At 48.1% G+C, this 17,049-nt stretch carries 11 protein-coding genes; all 11 read right to left on the bottom strand.

Going from position 1 to position 17,049, the window contains the following annotated elements; all coding sequences use genetic code 11:
- Positions 1-12 precede the first annotated feature (12 nt).
- Complete coding sequence (locus HP552_RS29385) at positions 13-867, bottom strand: ABC transporter permease (RefSeq protein ID WP_175399154.1); 855 nt, start codon at positions 865-867, stop codon at positions 13-15.
- Between the two features lie 335 nt (positions 868-1,202).
- Positions 1,203-3,524, bottom strand: coding sequence for a helix-turn-helix domain-containing protein (locus HP552_RS29390; protein ID WP_175398894.1), 2,322 nt, complete (start codon positions 3,522-3,524; stop codon positions 1,203-1,205).
- A gap of 272 nt (positions 3,525-3,796) precedes the next feature.
- A complete protein-coding gene (locus HP552_RS29395; protein ID WP_175398895.1) occupies positions 3,797-5,491 on the bottom strand; it encodes an RICIN domain-containing protein in 1,695 nt (564 codons plus the stop codon).
- A 254-nt stretch (positions 5,492-5,745) separates the two neighbouring features.
- Positions 5,746-6,690: a carbohydrate ABC transporter permease gene (locus tag HP552_RS29400; protein ID WP_175398896.1), complete on the bottom strand. Its 945-nt coding sequence runs from the start codon at positions 6,688-6,690 to the stop codon at positions 5,746-5,748.
- Positions 6,691-6,706: 16 nt separating this feature from the next.
- Positions 6,707-7,609, bottom strand: a complete 903-nt coding sequence (locus tag HP552_RS29405) for a carbohydrate ABC transporter permease (protein WP_175399155.1) — start codon at positions 7,607-7,609, stop codon at positions 6,707-6,709.
- Positions 7,606-10,176, bottom strand: coding sequence for a DUF5696 domain-containing protein (locus HP552_RS29410; protein ID WP_175398897.1), 2,571 nt, complete (start codon positions 10,174-10,176; stop codon positions 7,606-7,608). The genes HP552_RS29405 and HP552_RS29410 overlap by 4 nt, the downstream gene beginning before the upstream one ends.
- A gap of 15 nt (positions 10,177-10,191) precedes the next feature.
- Complete coding sequence (locus HP552_RS29415) at positions 10,192-10,827, bottom strand: Yip1 family protein (protein WP_175398898.1); 636 nt, start codon at positions 10,825-10,827, stop codon at positions 10,192-10,194.
- Positions 10,811-12,274, bottom strand: coding sequence for an NHL repeat-containing protein (locus HP552_RS29420; protein ID WP_175399156.1), 1,464 nt, complete (start codon positions 12,272-12,274; stop codon positions 10,811-10,813). Before HP552_RS29420 ends, HP552_RS29415 begins: the two co-directional genes overlap by 17 nt.
- A gap of 15 nt (positions 12,275-12,289) precedes the next feature.
- Positions 12,290-13,165, bottom strand: a complete 876-nt coding sequence (locus HP552_RS29425; RefSeq protein WP_062319293.1) for a carbohydrate ABC transporter permease — start codon at positions 13,163-13,165, stop codon at positions 12,290-12,292.
- A gap of 2 nt (positions 13,166-13,167) precedes the next feature.
- The gene (locus HP552_RS29430) at positions 13,168-14,085 is read right to left on the bottom strand and encodes a carbohydrate ABC transporter permease (RefSeq protein WP_312884379.1); all 918 of its coding nucleotides are present in this window, start codon (positions 14,083-14,085) and stop codon (positions 13,168-13,170) included.
- A gap of 58 nt (positions 14,086-14,143) precedes the next feature.
- Complete coding sequence (locus HP552_RS29435; protein ID WP_175398900.1) at positions 14,144-17,041, bottom strand: extracellular solute-binding protein; 2,898 nt, start codon at positions 17,039-17,041, stop codon at positions 14,144-14,146.
- Positions 17,042-17,049 lie beyond the last annotated feature (8 nt).

The following is a 17,049-nucleotide window of genomic DNA, read 5'->3' on the forward strand; positions in this document are numbered from 1 at the left end:
CCTTTTGCCGCATTACCACAAGCTTGTATTGGACAGACGCTTGGCGGCAGCATTGACTATTAACAACAGAATCAGATTAATAAACGAATTGAAGAGGCCAACAGCGGTAGCAAAGCTGTAATTCGCATTCAGCAAACCCATCTTGTACACATATGTGGAAATAATTTCGGAAGCGGACAGGTTCAACGGATTTTGCAACAAATAAATTTTTTCAAATCCAACCGCCATGATATTGCCAACGCTCAGGATCAGGATAATGACTGCCGCCGGCAGCAGGCCGGGCAGATCAATGTTCAACATTTTCTGAAACCGGTTAGCCCCGTCAACCTTGGCTGCCTCGTACAATGAAGGATCAATACCCGCAAGTGCTGCCAAATAAATGACTGCCGAATATCCCATGCTCTGCCAGACATCAGAAAACACATAGATGGAACGGAACAGCCCAGGCTCTCCAAGAAAATTGACTGCTTCAAATCCAAGTGCCCCTGCAATCGTGTTCACAATGCCCAGCCGCGGGGATAGGAACAGCATGATAATGGATACCATGACAACCGTAGAAATAAAGTAAGGTGCATAAGTAACCATCTGTACCGTTTTCTTGAATCGGGCGTTTTTGACTTCGTTCAACGCCAGTGCCAGCAATATCGGGACCGGAAAACCCACGACCAAACTGTAAAACGAAATATACAGCGTGTTTTTGATGAGAGTAGCGAACGCGGGGTTTTGGAAAAGCAGCTCAAAATATTTGGTGCCTACCCACGGACTTCCCCAAATCCCCTTGATCACGTTGTAATCTTTGAAAGCGAGCACTGCATTAACCATGGGCACATACTTGAAAATAAGGAAGTATGCGACCGGAGGAATCATCAACAGGTATAGCTGCCAGTGCCTCCTCCAGCTTCTGGACAAGACTCGTTTCACCGCAGAGCGCCTGCCTTGTTTCACTACCATTTTGCCATTCGAAGTTGTCGTTCTCAGAGTCATCCCCCCAGTAGGTAGCCTAATATGAATAAGGCCCTCTTTTTTGATAGCGCTTTCTTGTTCGTAATCATAAGAGGGACCCCCTTGTCGCGTAAAGGTACACTTTACTCGAAGAGGTACGATTCAAGGACAAATAGGCCGGGAAGCCTGATACTGCTTTACTTTTCAATTTGATTTTTCTGTGGTTTCCGCTTTGTTTGGTGATAATGATTGTGGCAGCTTCATTTTATTTGATCCTCCATCTGGCGAAATGAACTAGGCAAGACCCCCCGGACTCGCTTAAAGGCTCTTCGGAACGAATGCGCGCTGTTATATCCGGTTGTCAGGGCAATCTCATCAATCGTCTGCTGACTCTCACGCAGCAGTTCAGCAGCTTTGTTAATTCGTACCACTTCCACATAGTCGGAAAGGTTCTCTCCGGTGTACTCCTTGAATAATTGCGAGATATATTTTTCCGGTTTCCCCATTTGTTCCGCAATCCGATATACCGTTAAGGTGGCATCGGCATAGCGTTTCTGAATATAAGCGATCGTTTCGTTAACAATTTCCGCATGCATGTTGGATTTTTTGCGTTGTACGTCCCGGCAGACGTCTTTCGCCAGTTGATGAAACTTGTCCCGGAGTATGCCTACACTGTCCGTTACCTGAATGGCCGCAATCCGATTTTTAAACTCATCGACAAGCGCTTCGTCCAGCATGATCTTGGGTTCCAACTTCAGGAATGTTCCCTTTAGTTCCACAACGAACTGCTGTGTCATGTCATAAGACAGCTCTCGTTCTGTAAAATTTCGGCTGAACAACTGATCCAAAACACGATCGGATTCTTCCATTTCTCCCGCCTTCAGCGTATTTAGCAGACGCTGTTCGGACTCAATCGGATAGTAGTACAATTCGGTTTCCTTTATGGTATCTTCGAATCTCACCAGATGTTCTGCTCCCATATGAATGGCATATTCCAACGCTTGTCTGGCTTCGTTAAACGATCGGCCAACATCATTCCAATCCTCATAAGAAGAACCAATTCCGATCGTGGTGGATACCCGATAATCCCTGTATACAGCATTCATCCGTTTGCTCAGTTCAGATACAGCAGTGTGCAAGGGAGTGTTTGAAGGTTCTTCGCTAAGCGGTTGCACAAAAGCAATCTGATCTGTCCCCCAGTCTGTTATCAGCACGTCGGCATGCCATGTGGTCATGGTTTCGCGCACGATGAGTCTCGCTACGCTTAGTTCTTGAATAATTTCTTCGCTATCCGGACTGCCATAACCGTCTACCTTCAGGATTCCCACAAAGCCCCGGCTGGTATGAAGGGATATGCCGGTCTGGGAAGAAATCGCCTCCAACTCACGGATGGTGTAAAACTCACCCGTCAGCAGACGCTTGATAAACCCGTCCCGCAGCATGGGAATCTGCTCATTTAATGCATTCTTGAGTAAATGGTTATTGGTAATAAGGCTGGTGATGTTGCTTGCCAAAAAATCATATTCGTTGCCTGCCTTTCCAGGCAGCACGATATCCTGTTCCCGGAACACGGACAGAAGCCGATGAATCGGAGCGCTGTTTCGGTAAGCAAGTAGAAGCCCAATCAACAATCCGAAACCAAGCGTTGCTAGCGTAAAGGTAAAGGTAACCTGCTTGATTTGATCTGCCTTGACCATCAGCGCACGTTCGGGAATACCAGCCATATAATTCCAACCGTTTTGATTGGAGTGAATGGAAATCAGCAGACGTCCGTCGCCCATAGGCTTCGCTTCATCTTCCTTGCCGGCAGTCATAACCTTTAATTTGTTTGCCTCGTCTTTATTCAGGCCGCTCGAAAAAATGATATTCTCATTGGAGTCTGTCACCAGTGTCCATCCTCCATATTGCTCTACAATATGGTGAGTCAAGCTCGCCATCTTATCCTCATCAATCATGACGCCGATTGTAGCCTGTGGTTTGTTGAAGCTGTTTAATGGAAGCGATTGAAGAAACGTAATGGCAGGAGCGTCCACAAGCACATTACTGCGAATCTCCTTCTTGTAATTTTGTAGGGGAATGATTTCATTTAAATGCGGCTTTTTTAAGATGTTGTCTTTCCACTCGTCGAACGTCACGCCTTCCAGTGGATTGGCAGCAAAATAATGTTCAGGTCGGTAGTAAACCGTCGTAGGTGTAATAATGACATTATAATTGGGAATATAGATGAAGAAATGAGACAAATACTCATTGGTGCTGCTGTACATGGACAGACTGCGCTGCATGCGGCTCAAACCGTAGACATTATTAGCATCTTGCGGCTTAGGATCGGCTATTAAACGGTATAAATCCTGGTTAATGGCTAACTGTCTTGTGAAATCCTCGACCTGCATAAGATTACGTTCAATAATTTCCTTGCCAAGATTAAGTGACTTTAAGCTGTTCTCAATCGAGCTTGTCCTCGCTGCTTCAATGGATGCTCTATAGGAGGCATATCCGGCGATTTGAGGAATCATGAGAATAATGAGATAAGAAATCATAAATCTGCGAAACAACGGCGAGAATTTGGACCATAGGTGCTTCATATGTACCTCCTCCTTTGGTAAGCGTTTACAAAAGTGTTCTGTTAATGATACACCCTTCATTTGCGCTAGGTGAAGGTACAACTTCTTCTTTTTGGTACAAATCCTTAAAATCCAATTAAAAGATCCAGTATTATTAAATAGAAGAAAACCCGCTAACTCTAAAGCGCAAGCTAGTTTTCAAATGTTTTGCTGATTTCCACTCCTCTCCTGAGTACAAGTAAGGACCTCCAAAGCCATATCATGGCTTGAAGGTCCTTACTTGTACATGCTTTTTAATTGACTGCAACAAACTTCCATTGCTGATTGGTCGCATTGGTAAAGGTATTTTGCTGCAATTTTGCACCATCCGTCGTCGCAGAACCTGTTACCTCAATGGCTTTATTGCTGTTAACGTTTATAATACTCCAATACCCATTGCCCAGATCATTGATTTTGAAGTGCTGCGCTGTGGTATTCAAATTGCTCATAAGCTGAACCGCTTCTCCATTGTTACTGGTTCCATTCCGAATGTCGATGACCTTATCGGGCGAATTCACACTCGTCAAACTATAGATCCCACCCGCAATCTGGTTCAGGACCCACTTTTGAGGGTTGCCTCCCAGATCGGACCATTGCTGAAGCTGCAAATTATTCTCGTTTACCCCGCCTGGCACATCAATCACTTTCCCCGAATGTCTGGCTACAATCTTATAGGTCGTACCCGGGATCAGACCGGTTGATGGATTGCCGCCGTTCGGGTAGGTCTGTGCACGTTCATAAAACCATTCGAAGAGGAACCTTCCCATTGCGCTCCGTGAAGCATCGCCATCCCATTTCAGGCCTGCCGTAGGGTCGGCAAAGGAACTCCGTTGTCCAGCATCCAAAATAAATCCGTTCACGTGTGCCGCAATACTGACATTGCCAGCGGCGTTGAAAATAGTCTTCGTATTGTTGCCAAAGCCTTCATTACTGCCGTTGAACAGATTCCAGTATTCGGAATCTCCTGCTTTCTTTTTGAACCATGTTACTTCGGTGATGTTGATTGGATATTTATCCGCCGCAGCCTTCACATTCGTATTCCACTGATCCTGCAGAATCGACATATCGTCATGGGCACCATATCCCGGATACCAATGAACTGCATAACCATAGTTGTTCAGCGGATCTGTTAGAGGATGACTCGCCGTCAAACTATAGAATTGATTGTATCCGAGGCCTGCTGCCCAGATCACGTTGTCTGCGCCCTTACTGCGAATCGTGGATATGATGGAATTCTGGAAATTGCGCAGGTCGTTCCAGTGATCCAAGAAGTCATTCTCCCCGTTGTAGCCGCCCCAATGCCCGTTCGCATATGATTTTACAGGCTCGTTAATCAGCTCAAAATGTACATTGTCTGCACTTTTGATTTCTGGTCGGGAAGCAAGATAACCCCAGATCTCGTTAAACTTTTGCAGATTGGCTGAGGTGGTAGCCTGGTCATCCTTCAAAGTGAAGTCAAGACCGAGCGTGACATAGACGCCTTTTGTTTTAGCATATTGAATATAAGGGATAATGACATTTTGCGTTACCGTTTGTACACCTGCAAAATTGTAAGTGCCTGCTGCCACATCTCCCATGTCTTCCCGGTCGATGAACAGACGAATCTGATTCATATTCCAGCCGTGGCTGCTTCCGTACTTTGGACTGGTACTTGTGAATGTATCCGTAATGTCTTTTAGATAAGCCAATGTGGCAGCATGGCGGTTATTGCCATGTAGATTCAGATAATAGTTACTGTTCTGGTAAGTCCAATAAGCACCTGAGGGCTGATGCCAACCACTCAGTACGACGGGTTGATTATTACTGTTAACCAGGTTCTTTCCATTAACGTGAAGCTTGCCCATTGGCATGCCGACCCAAGCTTCCGCGCGTCCCGGTCCGAGTGGTGTAATGGACAACAGCAAAGCAAGAACGAGCATACATTTAAATGCTATCAACAATCTTTTCAAATATTATCCCTCCTGTATTTTAAATTGTGAAGCTTTGAAACAGACGGCATCACCTCCTCACCTATATGTGTTCAACTAAACATTTACACAATAACGGAGCGGACAGAAGAAACCTGGAGAAGCGAAGAGGTCGCCTTTATCCCCGGATTTTCCCTTTGGAGAAGGGAATCAAAAAAATCTGGGGATAACAGCGATCGGAAGGTTATTCTGTCAAGCGGAGTGCCAGTGTAAATATCCTCTAGTTGGACTATATATCATCCAACGATTCCGGTACGTTCTACACTTTCAACGAAATAACGCTGTACAAACAGGTAAATGATGATCAAAGGCAAGATCGCCAGCAAAATACCTGTATCCTGAATCATGCTTAGATAGAATGGATCGGCTTTGGATGCTCCATCGCTTACCTGCTGGGCTAGATTGTAAGGAAGGGAAGAAAGCTGGGTTGACATGACTTTACTGGATGTCAGATATGTTGTCGTATAGAAGCTGTCATTCCACTGCCATACAAAGGAAAAAAGCAGCACTGTAACGATCGACGGAATGGCGTTAGGCAGCATAATGCGTGCAAATGTACGGCTGATGCCTGCACCATCGACGTAAGCCGCCTCCTCTACCTCTTTGGGAATACCTCTGAAAAACTGGCGGAAGATGAAGATATACAAGCCTGCTTTTAGCGAATTCGCTGTAAGGGCGGTCAGGATAAACGGCCAGTACGTATTCAGCAAATTCATGGGTTTGCCAAAAATCAGTGTCATGGCTCCCATGAGATCGAAGCTCTTTAGATTCAGGTACACCGGAATGAGAATCGTGGTGGGTGGAACCAGAATCGTTAGGATGACCCCGGCAAATAACAGGTTGCTGCCTTTAAATTTCAAACGGGCAAAACCGTATCCAGCGAGTGCACAGGAAAGCGTTGTCAAGATGGTCGTGGTTGCGGATAACGCAAACGTATTGAGCAGCGTTGCCCAGTAATCCATGACACGAATAGCCTCCCGGAAATTATCGAAGGAGAAATTCTGTGGAATCCAGACCACAACGGCTGAATACAAATCACTCTTATCCTTGATGGACGTTGATATTTTCTGAAATATGGGAAACAGAATCACGAAGGATAGCCCGGCAATCAGTGTGAATCGCACGATGGACCAGAGCCAGCTTTTCCACTGCTCAAGTGAAAACAGTCTGGACATTATCATCCGAACAACCCCCTTTCTAATCTTGATAGAAGACACGTTTGGAGAAAATGAGGGATACGAGCACCAATATGATGGCAATGGCCACGAAATACACCCACGCCATGGCTGAACTTAATCCAAAATCAAATTTCACAAAACCCGTGTCCCGAATAAGCGTTGTCATGGCATTGTTGGCAAACGAATCCACAATGGCATAGATGACGTTGACAAAAATAAGCGGGCTGACCATCGGAAATGTAATTTTCCAGAAGGCTTCATATCCCGTAGCACCTTCCATTTTCGATGCCTCATACAGTTGGGGAGATATGGTCTGGATGCCAGCCAGGAAGATTAGAATCTGGACACCCGACTGACTAACGATCTGATAAATGCGGTCTACAGCCCCACTCAAATACGTCACAACCCACTCACTCAGCCCGGCGTCCAGCATCAGGTTTTCCAGCTCAAACGTACCCAAGGCACTGCCGCCAGTACTGTTCTGATTTACAGCCTCGATCAGGCTAGTGCTTTCCAATGACATAATGACCCCCGATGCCAGAATAACCGGAAGGAAAAAGATGGACCGCGCGATCGCCCGACCCGGGAACTTCTGATTGAGAATCACAGCCAGAAACAAACTGAAAATAACGATTAACGGCACATTGACTACTACATCCGTTATGGATTCAATGAGTGCCCGGTTGAAGCTGGTATTTACCGTCAATGCCTGGACGTAGTTGGCAAGACCCGTGAACTGAATGGATATGCCCTCCGCGTTTGCCTGGATGGTGCTCATGCTGTAACGAAGAGAAGCCAGCAATGGAACAAAGAAGAACAGTACAAACCCGATGAGCCAAGGAAGCACGTAGATGACTCCCCAGGCAGCCTTCTGCTGGGCATAGGTCCGTCGTCCCCACTTCCCTCTCAATAGCGCTTTCAGAGTTGCTCACCACCTGTCACATAACTTTTGGCTTCCACGGTCTGGCCTGCTGCCTGTACCGGGAAGTCGTTATAATTCACTATCGCAAACCCGCCGTTTTCGTAGGTCGTCTGGAACACGCCTTCAGCAAGCTTCTCATGGGATACCATGTGAGATCCTGCAAATGCACGAATGGCCAGATTGACCTCTTCATACATTTCGGCTGCCAGATCCATCCATTGTTCATAATGTGCAGCATACAGATAGTCATAATCCGTTTCCTTAACGACATGATTCGGTGCGTTAAACCAAGTGAAATAAGGACTTGCGCCGTACTCCACGAGCTTCAGCACGTACTCTCTCGCATCGGTATACGTAGACAGATTATAAGCAGCACCTGTATAGCTGATCCCCCCATGTGTAACCAGTTGGAAAAACGGAATTTCTTCATCCTCCAATTTGAAGCGGCTGCTGGACATCGGTACATCCGTCAGACCTGTCACATATGGCAGGGAATAAGCATTCCCTCCTTCAGCGACAACGGGTATACCTTGCTGTGCAATCTGCTTCAAGGTTTCGGTGGCCGCGGTTTGCGCGCCTGTACGATCCATCAATTTTTTGGGATTCATGTCACTGTTCAATTGCTCTGCGAGATCACGCAGAGACAGTCCACCTAGCTCAAAAGGTTGCAGCGCTTTCAACATGTCTTGAGTCACATCATCCAGCAAATGTGGAGAGAGGATATAGGACGGGAGTCGATCCCGGTCACGCCGCAGTCTTGCGGGATCCATAGGATACAGAAGCGCAGGTTCCTGCGTAAGGGTACGTGAAGCCTCCTTGGAAGGACTGAATCCTTTCTTGGAGTGTACATTCAGAACAGCCACATCGGGATAAAATCCAATTCCCTCTTCACGGGTATACTCACTGAATGCTTGCATGCCTTTTCTTCCTCCAATCGCTCCATCCACATGGATGGAATCCGGCACCTGATGTTGAAGTCCCCCGTTGAACCAACCTGCATAACGAACCTGGATGTTGGACACTTGTTTTCCTTTCAGGGTCGACAAGATATGCCGGGCTTCATCAAAGGTGGTCAAGCCTTCAGTGGAGTCGTAAGGTATGCCCAGCATATGTTTCTTGGTCGTCATTCCGCCGATAAGCTTCAAGTAAAATGGAATGTCTTTATCAGCCTCAGTCGTTTGCTTCGCTGGAAGACCGTTCGTCTGGGTTAAATAGTCACGATATAAGGAAGCCAGACCGGAATAAGAGGCTTTCTCTGCCCCAGCAAAAGCATAACGAACGACAAAATCGGATGCGGTCGGCTTCTTCTGGAACTTGGGAAGTGTGCGTACCATGTCGCTGGCCTGAAGAGTTACATCACTCTTGTTTACAACGTAAAAGCTTGGATACACATTGTTGTAGCTATTCAGCTTTCCGCTGATATCGGCATTTACAACGGCTGCTGCTGCACCCTCTTCAATGATGCCAAGAAATGCGCCGCCCTCGCGAATGAGACCGAATACCGGCAGCCTGGCTCTTTCCTCGGAAGAATCCACTTCCCGAAGCTTCATGGTTAGATCCGGTCCATAAATGTCCTGCTGATAGGAAGGGTATTGAACTTTTCCATTATTGAAATGAATGAGCGCTCCTGAACCGTCAGGAACAAACAGAGATCCTTCCTGTTCCGCTGTACCTGCCCCAAAGTAATCCAGTACAGAAATGCTGTTAATCGGGTATTGCTCAGGAAAATGGATGCCTGCTGCTGGAACACGTACAACCAATGATTCCCCGTCCAGCTCGTATTCGATGGAAACCATAAACATGCGGGGGCCGCTCTTCTCCTGTTCTATGCCATGCTCGGCATTGTCCAGTTCAAGGTCCTCAGAGGTGTATCCGGCTGTTTCAAAAGCCTTCAGGGCACGCGTCAGCTGAAGCCCTTGCAGCGCTTTGTCATTCCTTACGTAGACGTCCTCTCCCTTATCTTGCGCATATCCAATCTTCAAAGCCCGCTGCCCGGCCTTGTCGAGCGAAGCAAGCAGCTTCTGCTCGAATCGCTCTTTGCTGATCTTTACAGGCAGATCATCAATCGAACTCTCATCGCTTCCAAACTGGTAATTCACTCGAACGCCGTTTGGCAACAATTCGTAGCTTATCTGTTGATGAGCTACACTATCGGTATAGGAATTGACCGAGCTGCTCTGTCCCAAGCTGTTGTAAAAGGTGAGTTTGGCCTGCGCCGACAGCAGGTCCTTATTAATTCCTGCAGCGAGCGCATCCAGATTCCGCTCCTCGGGATTGCTGCGCCAGACCTGCCCGCTCCGCTTGTGAACTATCGCAATTTCGGCGGTATCCTCCTGAATGAGCAGCTGCAGCTGATCATTCTGAACGAGCCCGAGCATATCCGGGAGACGGTCATCCCTGAAAGACGATACCAACTTCTCTCCAGGTGGCAGCACAGGCACTTCCGCTTGCTCATCTGCATTCGCTGACATCCTGGTTACAGGCGCAGAACCAGACTGACATCCGCTAAGAAACAGGCCGAATACGAGCAGGATTACGATCATTTTTTTGACCACGTCATAGTTCATCTCCATTCTCCTTCCTTAGCCCCGAAGTACAAGTTCCTGATAGATGGTGGCTGCAAAGGACACAATCTGCTGCACCAGACTGAAGAACAGCAGGCAGAGAAAGGCCATGAATGCCATGGCAACCAGCGTCAAAAGCATGGTCAGCACTGTTTTGGCGGGTGAGTATTGATGCACCGTCATATTGCCGACAAATAACAGATATACCGTCCAGGCCGTAGCAGCCATGTTAAAGAAATAATAAAAGGCGGTTTCCTGACTGGAAATGATCAGACTGAGCCAAATCCATGGAAACTGTATCAAAATCAGCGGAACCAATGCGAAACAGGTGGACATGAAGATTTCAGAAAATTTGCCTTCACCGTCCATAAGTGTAGTCAACGACCAGTTTGCTGTGCACCAGAACAGCACCGGGACAATGACGTACACCATTTCCATCAGACTGTTCAGTCGTTTCGGATTGTTGAAGTTCACCAGAAAACCGCTGTATTGGGACTGGAGAATCGTTGTCACCATGAGTACAGCAAGAATGATCCATGCGATCATCAGCGTTGTTCTCTGATTTCGTTCATATTTCAGCTCCCAATATCCGTCAAATGGATGGAAAATGAGATGGAGCGGATATTGGATCAGCTGTTTACTTGATGCTTGCATGTGTGCTCCCCCTTCTCTGCCTGCGGACTAGGAACGTGATCACTAGCACGATAACGACCAATAACAGTCCGGACATGATCCATGAAAAATGCTCGCGGAGCAGTTCTTTTCGATACAGGAGAAACGCTTTGGAATACCCTTCTCTCTCCATGCTTCGCTTAAAGTATTGCGTGGATTGCGCATACTCCTTCTGACGCAACAGCGCTTTTCCGATACCTGCGTAGGCATATTCAAGATTGGCATTCATATCTGCGGCTTTGGCAAAGTTCGCGGCAGAACCCTCTTCGTCTCCATTGAAATAACTGCGTACAGCTTCATGAAGCGTACGTCCGTATTCAGTGGTTTGGAATACGGTGATTTCCCCGAGCGCTTTGTCCAGGACAAGCATGCGATCCCCCACACGTTCCAAAGAAATAGGAGTGTTGAATTGTCCAAGCCGATTTCCGATACCTCCGAACATGTGTAGCAAATATCCGTCCCCGTTATAGGTGAAGATCCGTCCCATATTGGCATCCAGCACGGAATACATATCGCTGTCTCCAACGTCGACATCAATGAGACGTGAAGGCCCCTTCTCATTGCTGTACAGCAAATCACCCTGAGGTGGATAATATCCTTCCCTTCTCAGAATGTCCAAGCCCTGTGCATTCAGTTTTTTGATCGGTAATCCGGTCTTGTCTCCACTCGTTGCATAAATGAAGCCCTCTCCGTCCATGTCCATATTGGTGAACTCGGTTGGTGTGAACATGACCATCTGGCTGCGCTGCTGACGAGTTGCAAACTGTTTCCACAAGTACTCCACCGGGTCAACCTGGACTCTGTTGGCTCCAATGAAGGAAGCAAAAGTTCCATCGGAATTAAACTCCATAAAGCCATCGAAGACACCTTCAGCCATGACATAGATCCGCTCGCCTTTGTCCATAACCACCCGCAGTGGTTTGAACTGAAAGTCTGGCTTCAGCAGCTCGGATTGTGGCTGTTCCACCATTTTGATCAGTTGACCTTGCTTATCCAGATGCACTACCCGCTGGTTACCCGTATCCGCTATGAGCAGCTGCCCGTTGTCCGATACGTATAATCCCTGTGGAAGTTTGAACTTGTCTTTCGTTCCATCATGATCAAAAGAATCGATAACCCTTGTCAGCTTCATCTCTTGATTCAGCTCGACAATACGGCTGTTGCCGGAATCCAGCACATACACCCGCTGATCAGCAGTGACGTGCATATCGTTCGGTTCTTTGAACATACCAATATCCAGTTCCTTGCCCGTAACAATTCCTGTCGCCTCATATGCAGCAGGAGAACGAACCGCATCTCCCCAGTAGGAATAATTGTACGCACTCGTCTGACCATCGGCGAAAGCCGTTGACGCTGCGCTTCCCAAGCCCAGGAGGCAGGCAAGGCCCAGGGTGAGCCATCCGCATTTTTTCCACACGCTGTTCAATATGTTGCTGCCCCCCTTCTACTCTTTCATCCCGGAAGTTGCCATCGTCTGCATAACACTGCTCTGGGAGATGATAAACAGGGTAATCGGTACAATCATGAGCAGCAGTGCTACCGCAGCACCGACACCTGCCCGGGCGATACCACCCTGAGTAATCTGACTGAGCGCATAATGCAGCGTTTTCAGGTTTTCACTGTAAATGAAGCTTCCGCCGTCTGTTCCCCATAATGCTGGAAATTGTAAAATCATAAGCGTGAGCCAAGCGGGCTTCACGTTAGGCATGACGATGCTCCAGAATATACGGTATTCGTTCGCCCCGTCGATTTTGGCTGCCTCCAGCAGCGCATCCGGAATCTGCTCCATGAACTGCTTCATCAGGAACAGACCTAGAGAGAATGCGAGAGAAGGCACAATGATGGACGCATGGGTGTTGATCCATCCAAGCCAGGACATCACCATGTAGTTTGGAATTGCCGTGACGTGTGGTGAGAACATCAGCGACAGGATCACGATCGTAAACAGTACATTTGAACCGGGAAATCGGTATTTCGCCAACGGATAAGCTGCTGCGGAAGCGAGAAGGATATGACCTGCCGTTCCCAGCAGCGTAATTAACAGCGTATTGGCAATGTATCTGGATAAAGGAACCCAGGAGTTGCCCATCAGATTGATCAGATCCGCGAAATTTTCCATCGTCGGATTGTTCACCCAGAATCGCGGCGGAAAAATAAACAGCTCATCCAGAGGTTTAAAGGCATTGTTGACCGTATAGATCAGCGGCAATACCATAAATGAGCCGAACAGACCCAGCAGTACAAACAGCATCAGACTGACGGTAAATGACCGGTTGAGTCTTCTCGGCATGCCGAAAACGGCACGTACCTTGCTGGTCATTGTCATTCACCTATCTTTCTAAGCATTTTTTGTGTCAGCACGTTCGTTCCCAGCATGAGGGCGAACAAAACGGTCGCTATCGCCGACGCATAGCCCATCTCGAACCGAATCGTTCCAAAGTCCATCAAATGGGTTACAACGGTATGTGCTGCATAGTTAACGCTTGGGAAACCAGCCAGTGCAATGGAGATTTCGGCCACGGCAAATGAAGCTGTAATCTGCATGACCGCACCAAACATCAACTGGGGTCTCATGGAAGGCAGCGTAATATACCAAAGCTCCTGCCACCGATTTTTGATACCGTCCACCGTTCCCGCTTCCACCAGGGACCGATCGATCGTCTGAAGCCCGGCAATAAAGGCAAGGAAGCTCGTGCCGAGACTGAGCCACAGCTGTACAATGATGACAATGGCCAGCACATATTTCTCATTCGACAGCCATTGAATCGGTTCGAGGATAACGCCGAGACGCATCAGGAAACCGTTCATGTATCCGTAGCTGTCTCCCGAGAACACGATTAGCCAGATAAAAAAAACGTTTCCCGAAATGGAAGGGGCATAAAAAACAAGTGTCATAATTGCACGGATTTTGGGTGACAGCTCATTGATAATCCAGGCAAACAAAAAACAGGCAATATAGCTGACAGGTCCCGTAATCACGGCAAACAGCAGCGTATTTTTAAGGGCAATCAAAAAAACATCATCGTTCAAAAACAGCCGTGAATAATTTTGCCAGCCGACAAATCGGGGCAGCTCCAGCATATTGAAGTGAAAAAAGCTGAGCCCCAGCGAGATGCCCACCGGAATGACAGTAAACAGGAAAAAGATCAGCATAAACGGTGCCATCAGCACATAATAGTGCCTGCTTCGGTATAAATCCCTTTTCAAAAGGGACCACCAGCTGCTCTGCCTTGTGGTGATGGCAGGAGCAGTGGATGACTTGGTGGTTTCTGCGTGCAACCGTTACCCTCCCTTCTCTCTACTTCAAATTGAATTCCTTTCGCTTGAGCTCGATTTCATCATCAATGTACAGGACATAATCAGCCAAGGCTTCACGCGGATTCTCATTGGCATTGACCACTTTGCGGAATGCGTTGTCCAGATGTCGGCCCGTAAAGTATCCGCCGGGAACCTGAGGAATGCCCTCTACCCACTCCCACTGTTTCTTGAGATTTTGATAATCCTTAACTGGCCATGGCAGCTGCTCCAGCGCTTCAATATTGGCAGTCGGATAACGCGCAGCTGCTCCCATCAGCCCTTCCATCTCTCTGCCATATTCGATCTGAGTCTGCTTGTCGGTCCACCACTTCATGAACTTCCAGGCAGCTTCCCGGTTCTTGGCGTTCTCCAGCATCATGACCGCACTTGTGGCACTTGCCACCTCATGCCTTATAGTCCCGTCCTCCAGCTGCGTGCCAGGAACGATCGTGAAATCCCAAAGGTTGCGAATTTCCGGTGCCATGACCGTCAGCATGTTGTAGGTGGTGTAATCCGCAATACCAATCGGCATCTCCCCGGTACGGAAACGGTTTGGAAAATCAGCTTTCAGAGGGAACTTATAATTAGTATAAAATTGCGTCCAACGCTTGAATGCGTCCATGGAAATCTCCGAATTGAGCGCGCTTTCCTTCTGATCTGCGGAATAAAATTCGCCATCGTTCTGATAGAGCAGCATGGCAAAGGTTGCGTTGGGTACCATGTTGGCATTGTTCGTCGTATCCTCAATGGGCAGGTAGAACTCCATGTTGTGCTTTTGCAGCACCGAAATGGCATTATACACATCCTGCCACGTTTTTGGCGGCTCCAGGCCAAGCTCCTTCAGAATATCCTTTCGATAAAACAACATTGGAAAATGCTGCTGCTCCGGAAGTGCATACACTCCGTTGTTGAATTGGTATGGCGTCAATCCACTTGCGCGAAATCGGCTCGCAACCTGTTCAAAATCCGGAAATGTACTCAGATCCGCCGCTGCATTCCGCATGGCGTAATTCACCGGGATATCTTCGCCCATTTGCATGGCAACGTCCGGTCCTTCCCCGGCAAGCGTCGCAGGCAGCAAAATATTAGGTGGAACGAGGCGCAATTGAACGGATATATCGGTTTCCGGTGTAAAGGAATCATCAATCAGACCTTTCAGAACCTGCGCCTGATCGCGTCCTGTTGTAATCCACACCGTAATGGAATCCTTATTCTGTTCAACATTTCCGATGCTGTCATAATCCTCCGTATACGAAGCGATATAAGCGCCCATTTCATGTTTCATCTGCTGCAGCATCGTCGCCTCTGCCTTCGGCATCTTCTGATCCGGTGAGGATACCAGGACGTAATCCAGTGAGATCGGCTGCTCACGGACGGAAAGAATCCAGGTCCCTAACCCGCCTACATTGATCTTAAAGGTGTCCAGACGCTTGGGCACAGTTTCCGGTCTTGCCGCCATGTCCTCTAACTGAATCACCATGGCATGGAGAATGGCGACCTTATCGCTCTGCTCACCTGTCGCCTTCTCCAGATAGTCAGCAACCGATCGAAGAATGTCTGCCTGCCGTTTGAATACCTCAACCATCTCTGGAATGCGTGTTTCCAGCTGATAATCCCTCATGGGGTCCGGTTTATTGGAGGTAATCATCAGAATTTTGCGATACATCTCGTTCAACTCCAGCACGCTTGATTCCACTGTACGCAGCAGTGGAGCGATATCCCCCAGCGTAACGGTCATACGCAAGCGGTGAGTTCCTTTCTCCAAATGAAACAGGTAAGGCTCACTCTCACTTGTGCCCAGCACCTGTGTCTGCCAATCCGGGCTGTAGTTGAATCGAATACGCTTCATTTCTTCAAAAGGAATTTTGCCATCGATCGTCAGACTACGTGTGGCATAGACGCCGCGCAGCTGATCCTGCTTTACTTTGAGCCCAATTTGGTACAGGCCGTCTTCCGGTACATCCACATCCCATTCGATCCATTCACCAGGAAGCTTCCAGTTGATGCCCCCAATGGCGTTAACACGGATTTTGGATACATCATACGGTTCCAGAGACGGGCTTGAGCGATCCGAGATGGGGGCAAGGGTTGGCGAGGATTTACTCACTGCCTCCTCTCCCTGTACTTTGATCGAGACAGGATCAGCCGGCTTCAAACCTGCTGCTTCATAATCGGCCTGCAGCTCTGTGTAGGCTGGAATGCTCTCTTCCCGGTACAGCTCGATATAATCGATCGCCATGCTTTCGCGCAGCGAAGTCAGTGATAGTTTCTGTTTTCCCTTTTCAAAATAAAATTGATATGGTTCTTCGAAGTAACCCGCACTGTCCTTAAAAGAGGCCAGCTGCCAAGCTGGTTGCTCCACCTGCCGTGGCCGAAGGTCGTTCCCGCGATCATCCCTGCGGGCATGGTCATCTCGATTCCCCCATACCCTGTCAAATAACAGTACATCGGCTCCTCTGAACGGAACCTCTCCATTCAGCTCCAACTGCCGCTCAATCCCTGAGCTTTTGCCTGCAGCAGGATAATAATGTATGCGCATCTGGTATAACCCGCTGGCTGGAACAGGAACCTCCCAGTTGATGGTTCCGGATTCCGGAGTGATGACGGCTTTCCCGTCCAAACCGGCATACGCATTGACGATCTCGAACTCCCCGTTCACCGCCTGAGTGAATGACTCTCCCTCAATCCGTATGGTCTGCTCCGGCTTGTCTGCGTCAGCATGAACAGAGAGGTAATGCTCATAGCTGCGAGAGTCTTCTGTACCGGATACCGCTTCGAAATCCTCACGCGCCTGAACGATGCCGGGACCACGATCCCTTGTAAGGTAAATGCTCCATAATGAGAGGATCATCACCATGGCCAGCAGCAGGATCAGTGCCTTTTTCTTTCGTGACCGCATGTTCGAAT

The organism is Paenibacillus xylanilyticus, from assembly GCF_013359935.1.
In the GTDB taxonomy this organism is placed as follows: Bacteria; Bacillota; Bacilli; order Paenibacillales; family Paenibacillaceae; genus Paenibacillus; species Paenibacillus xylanilyticus.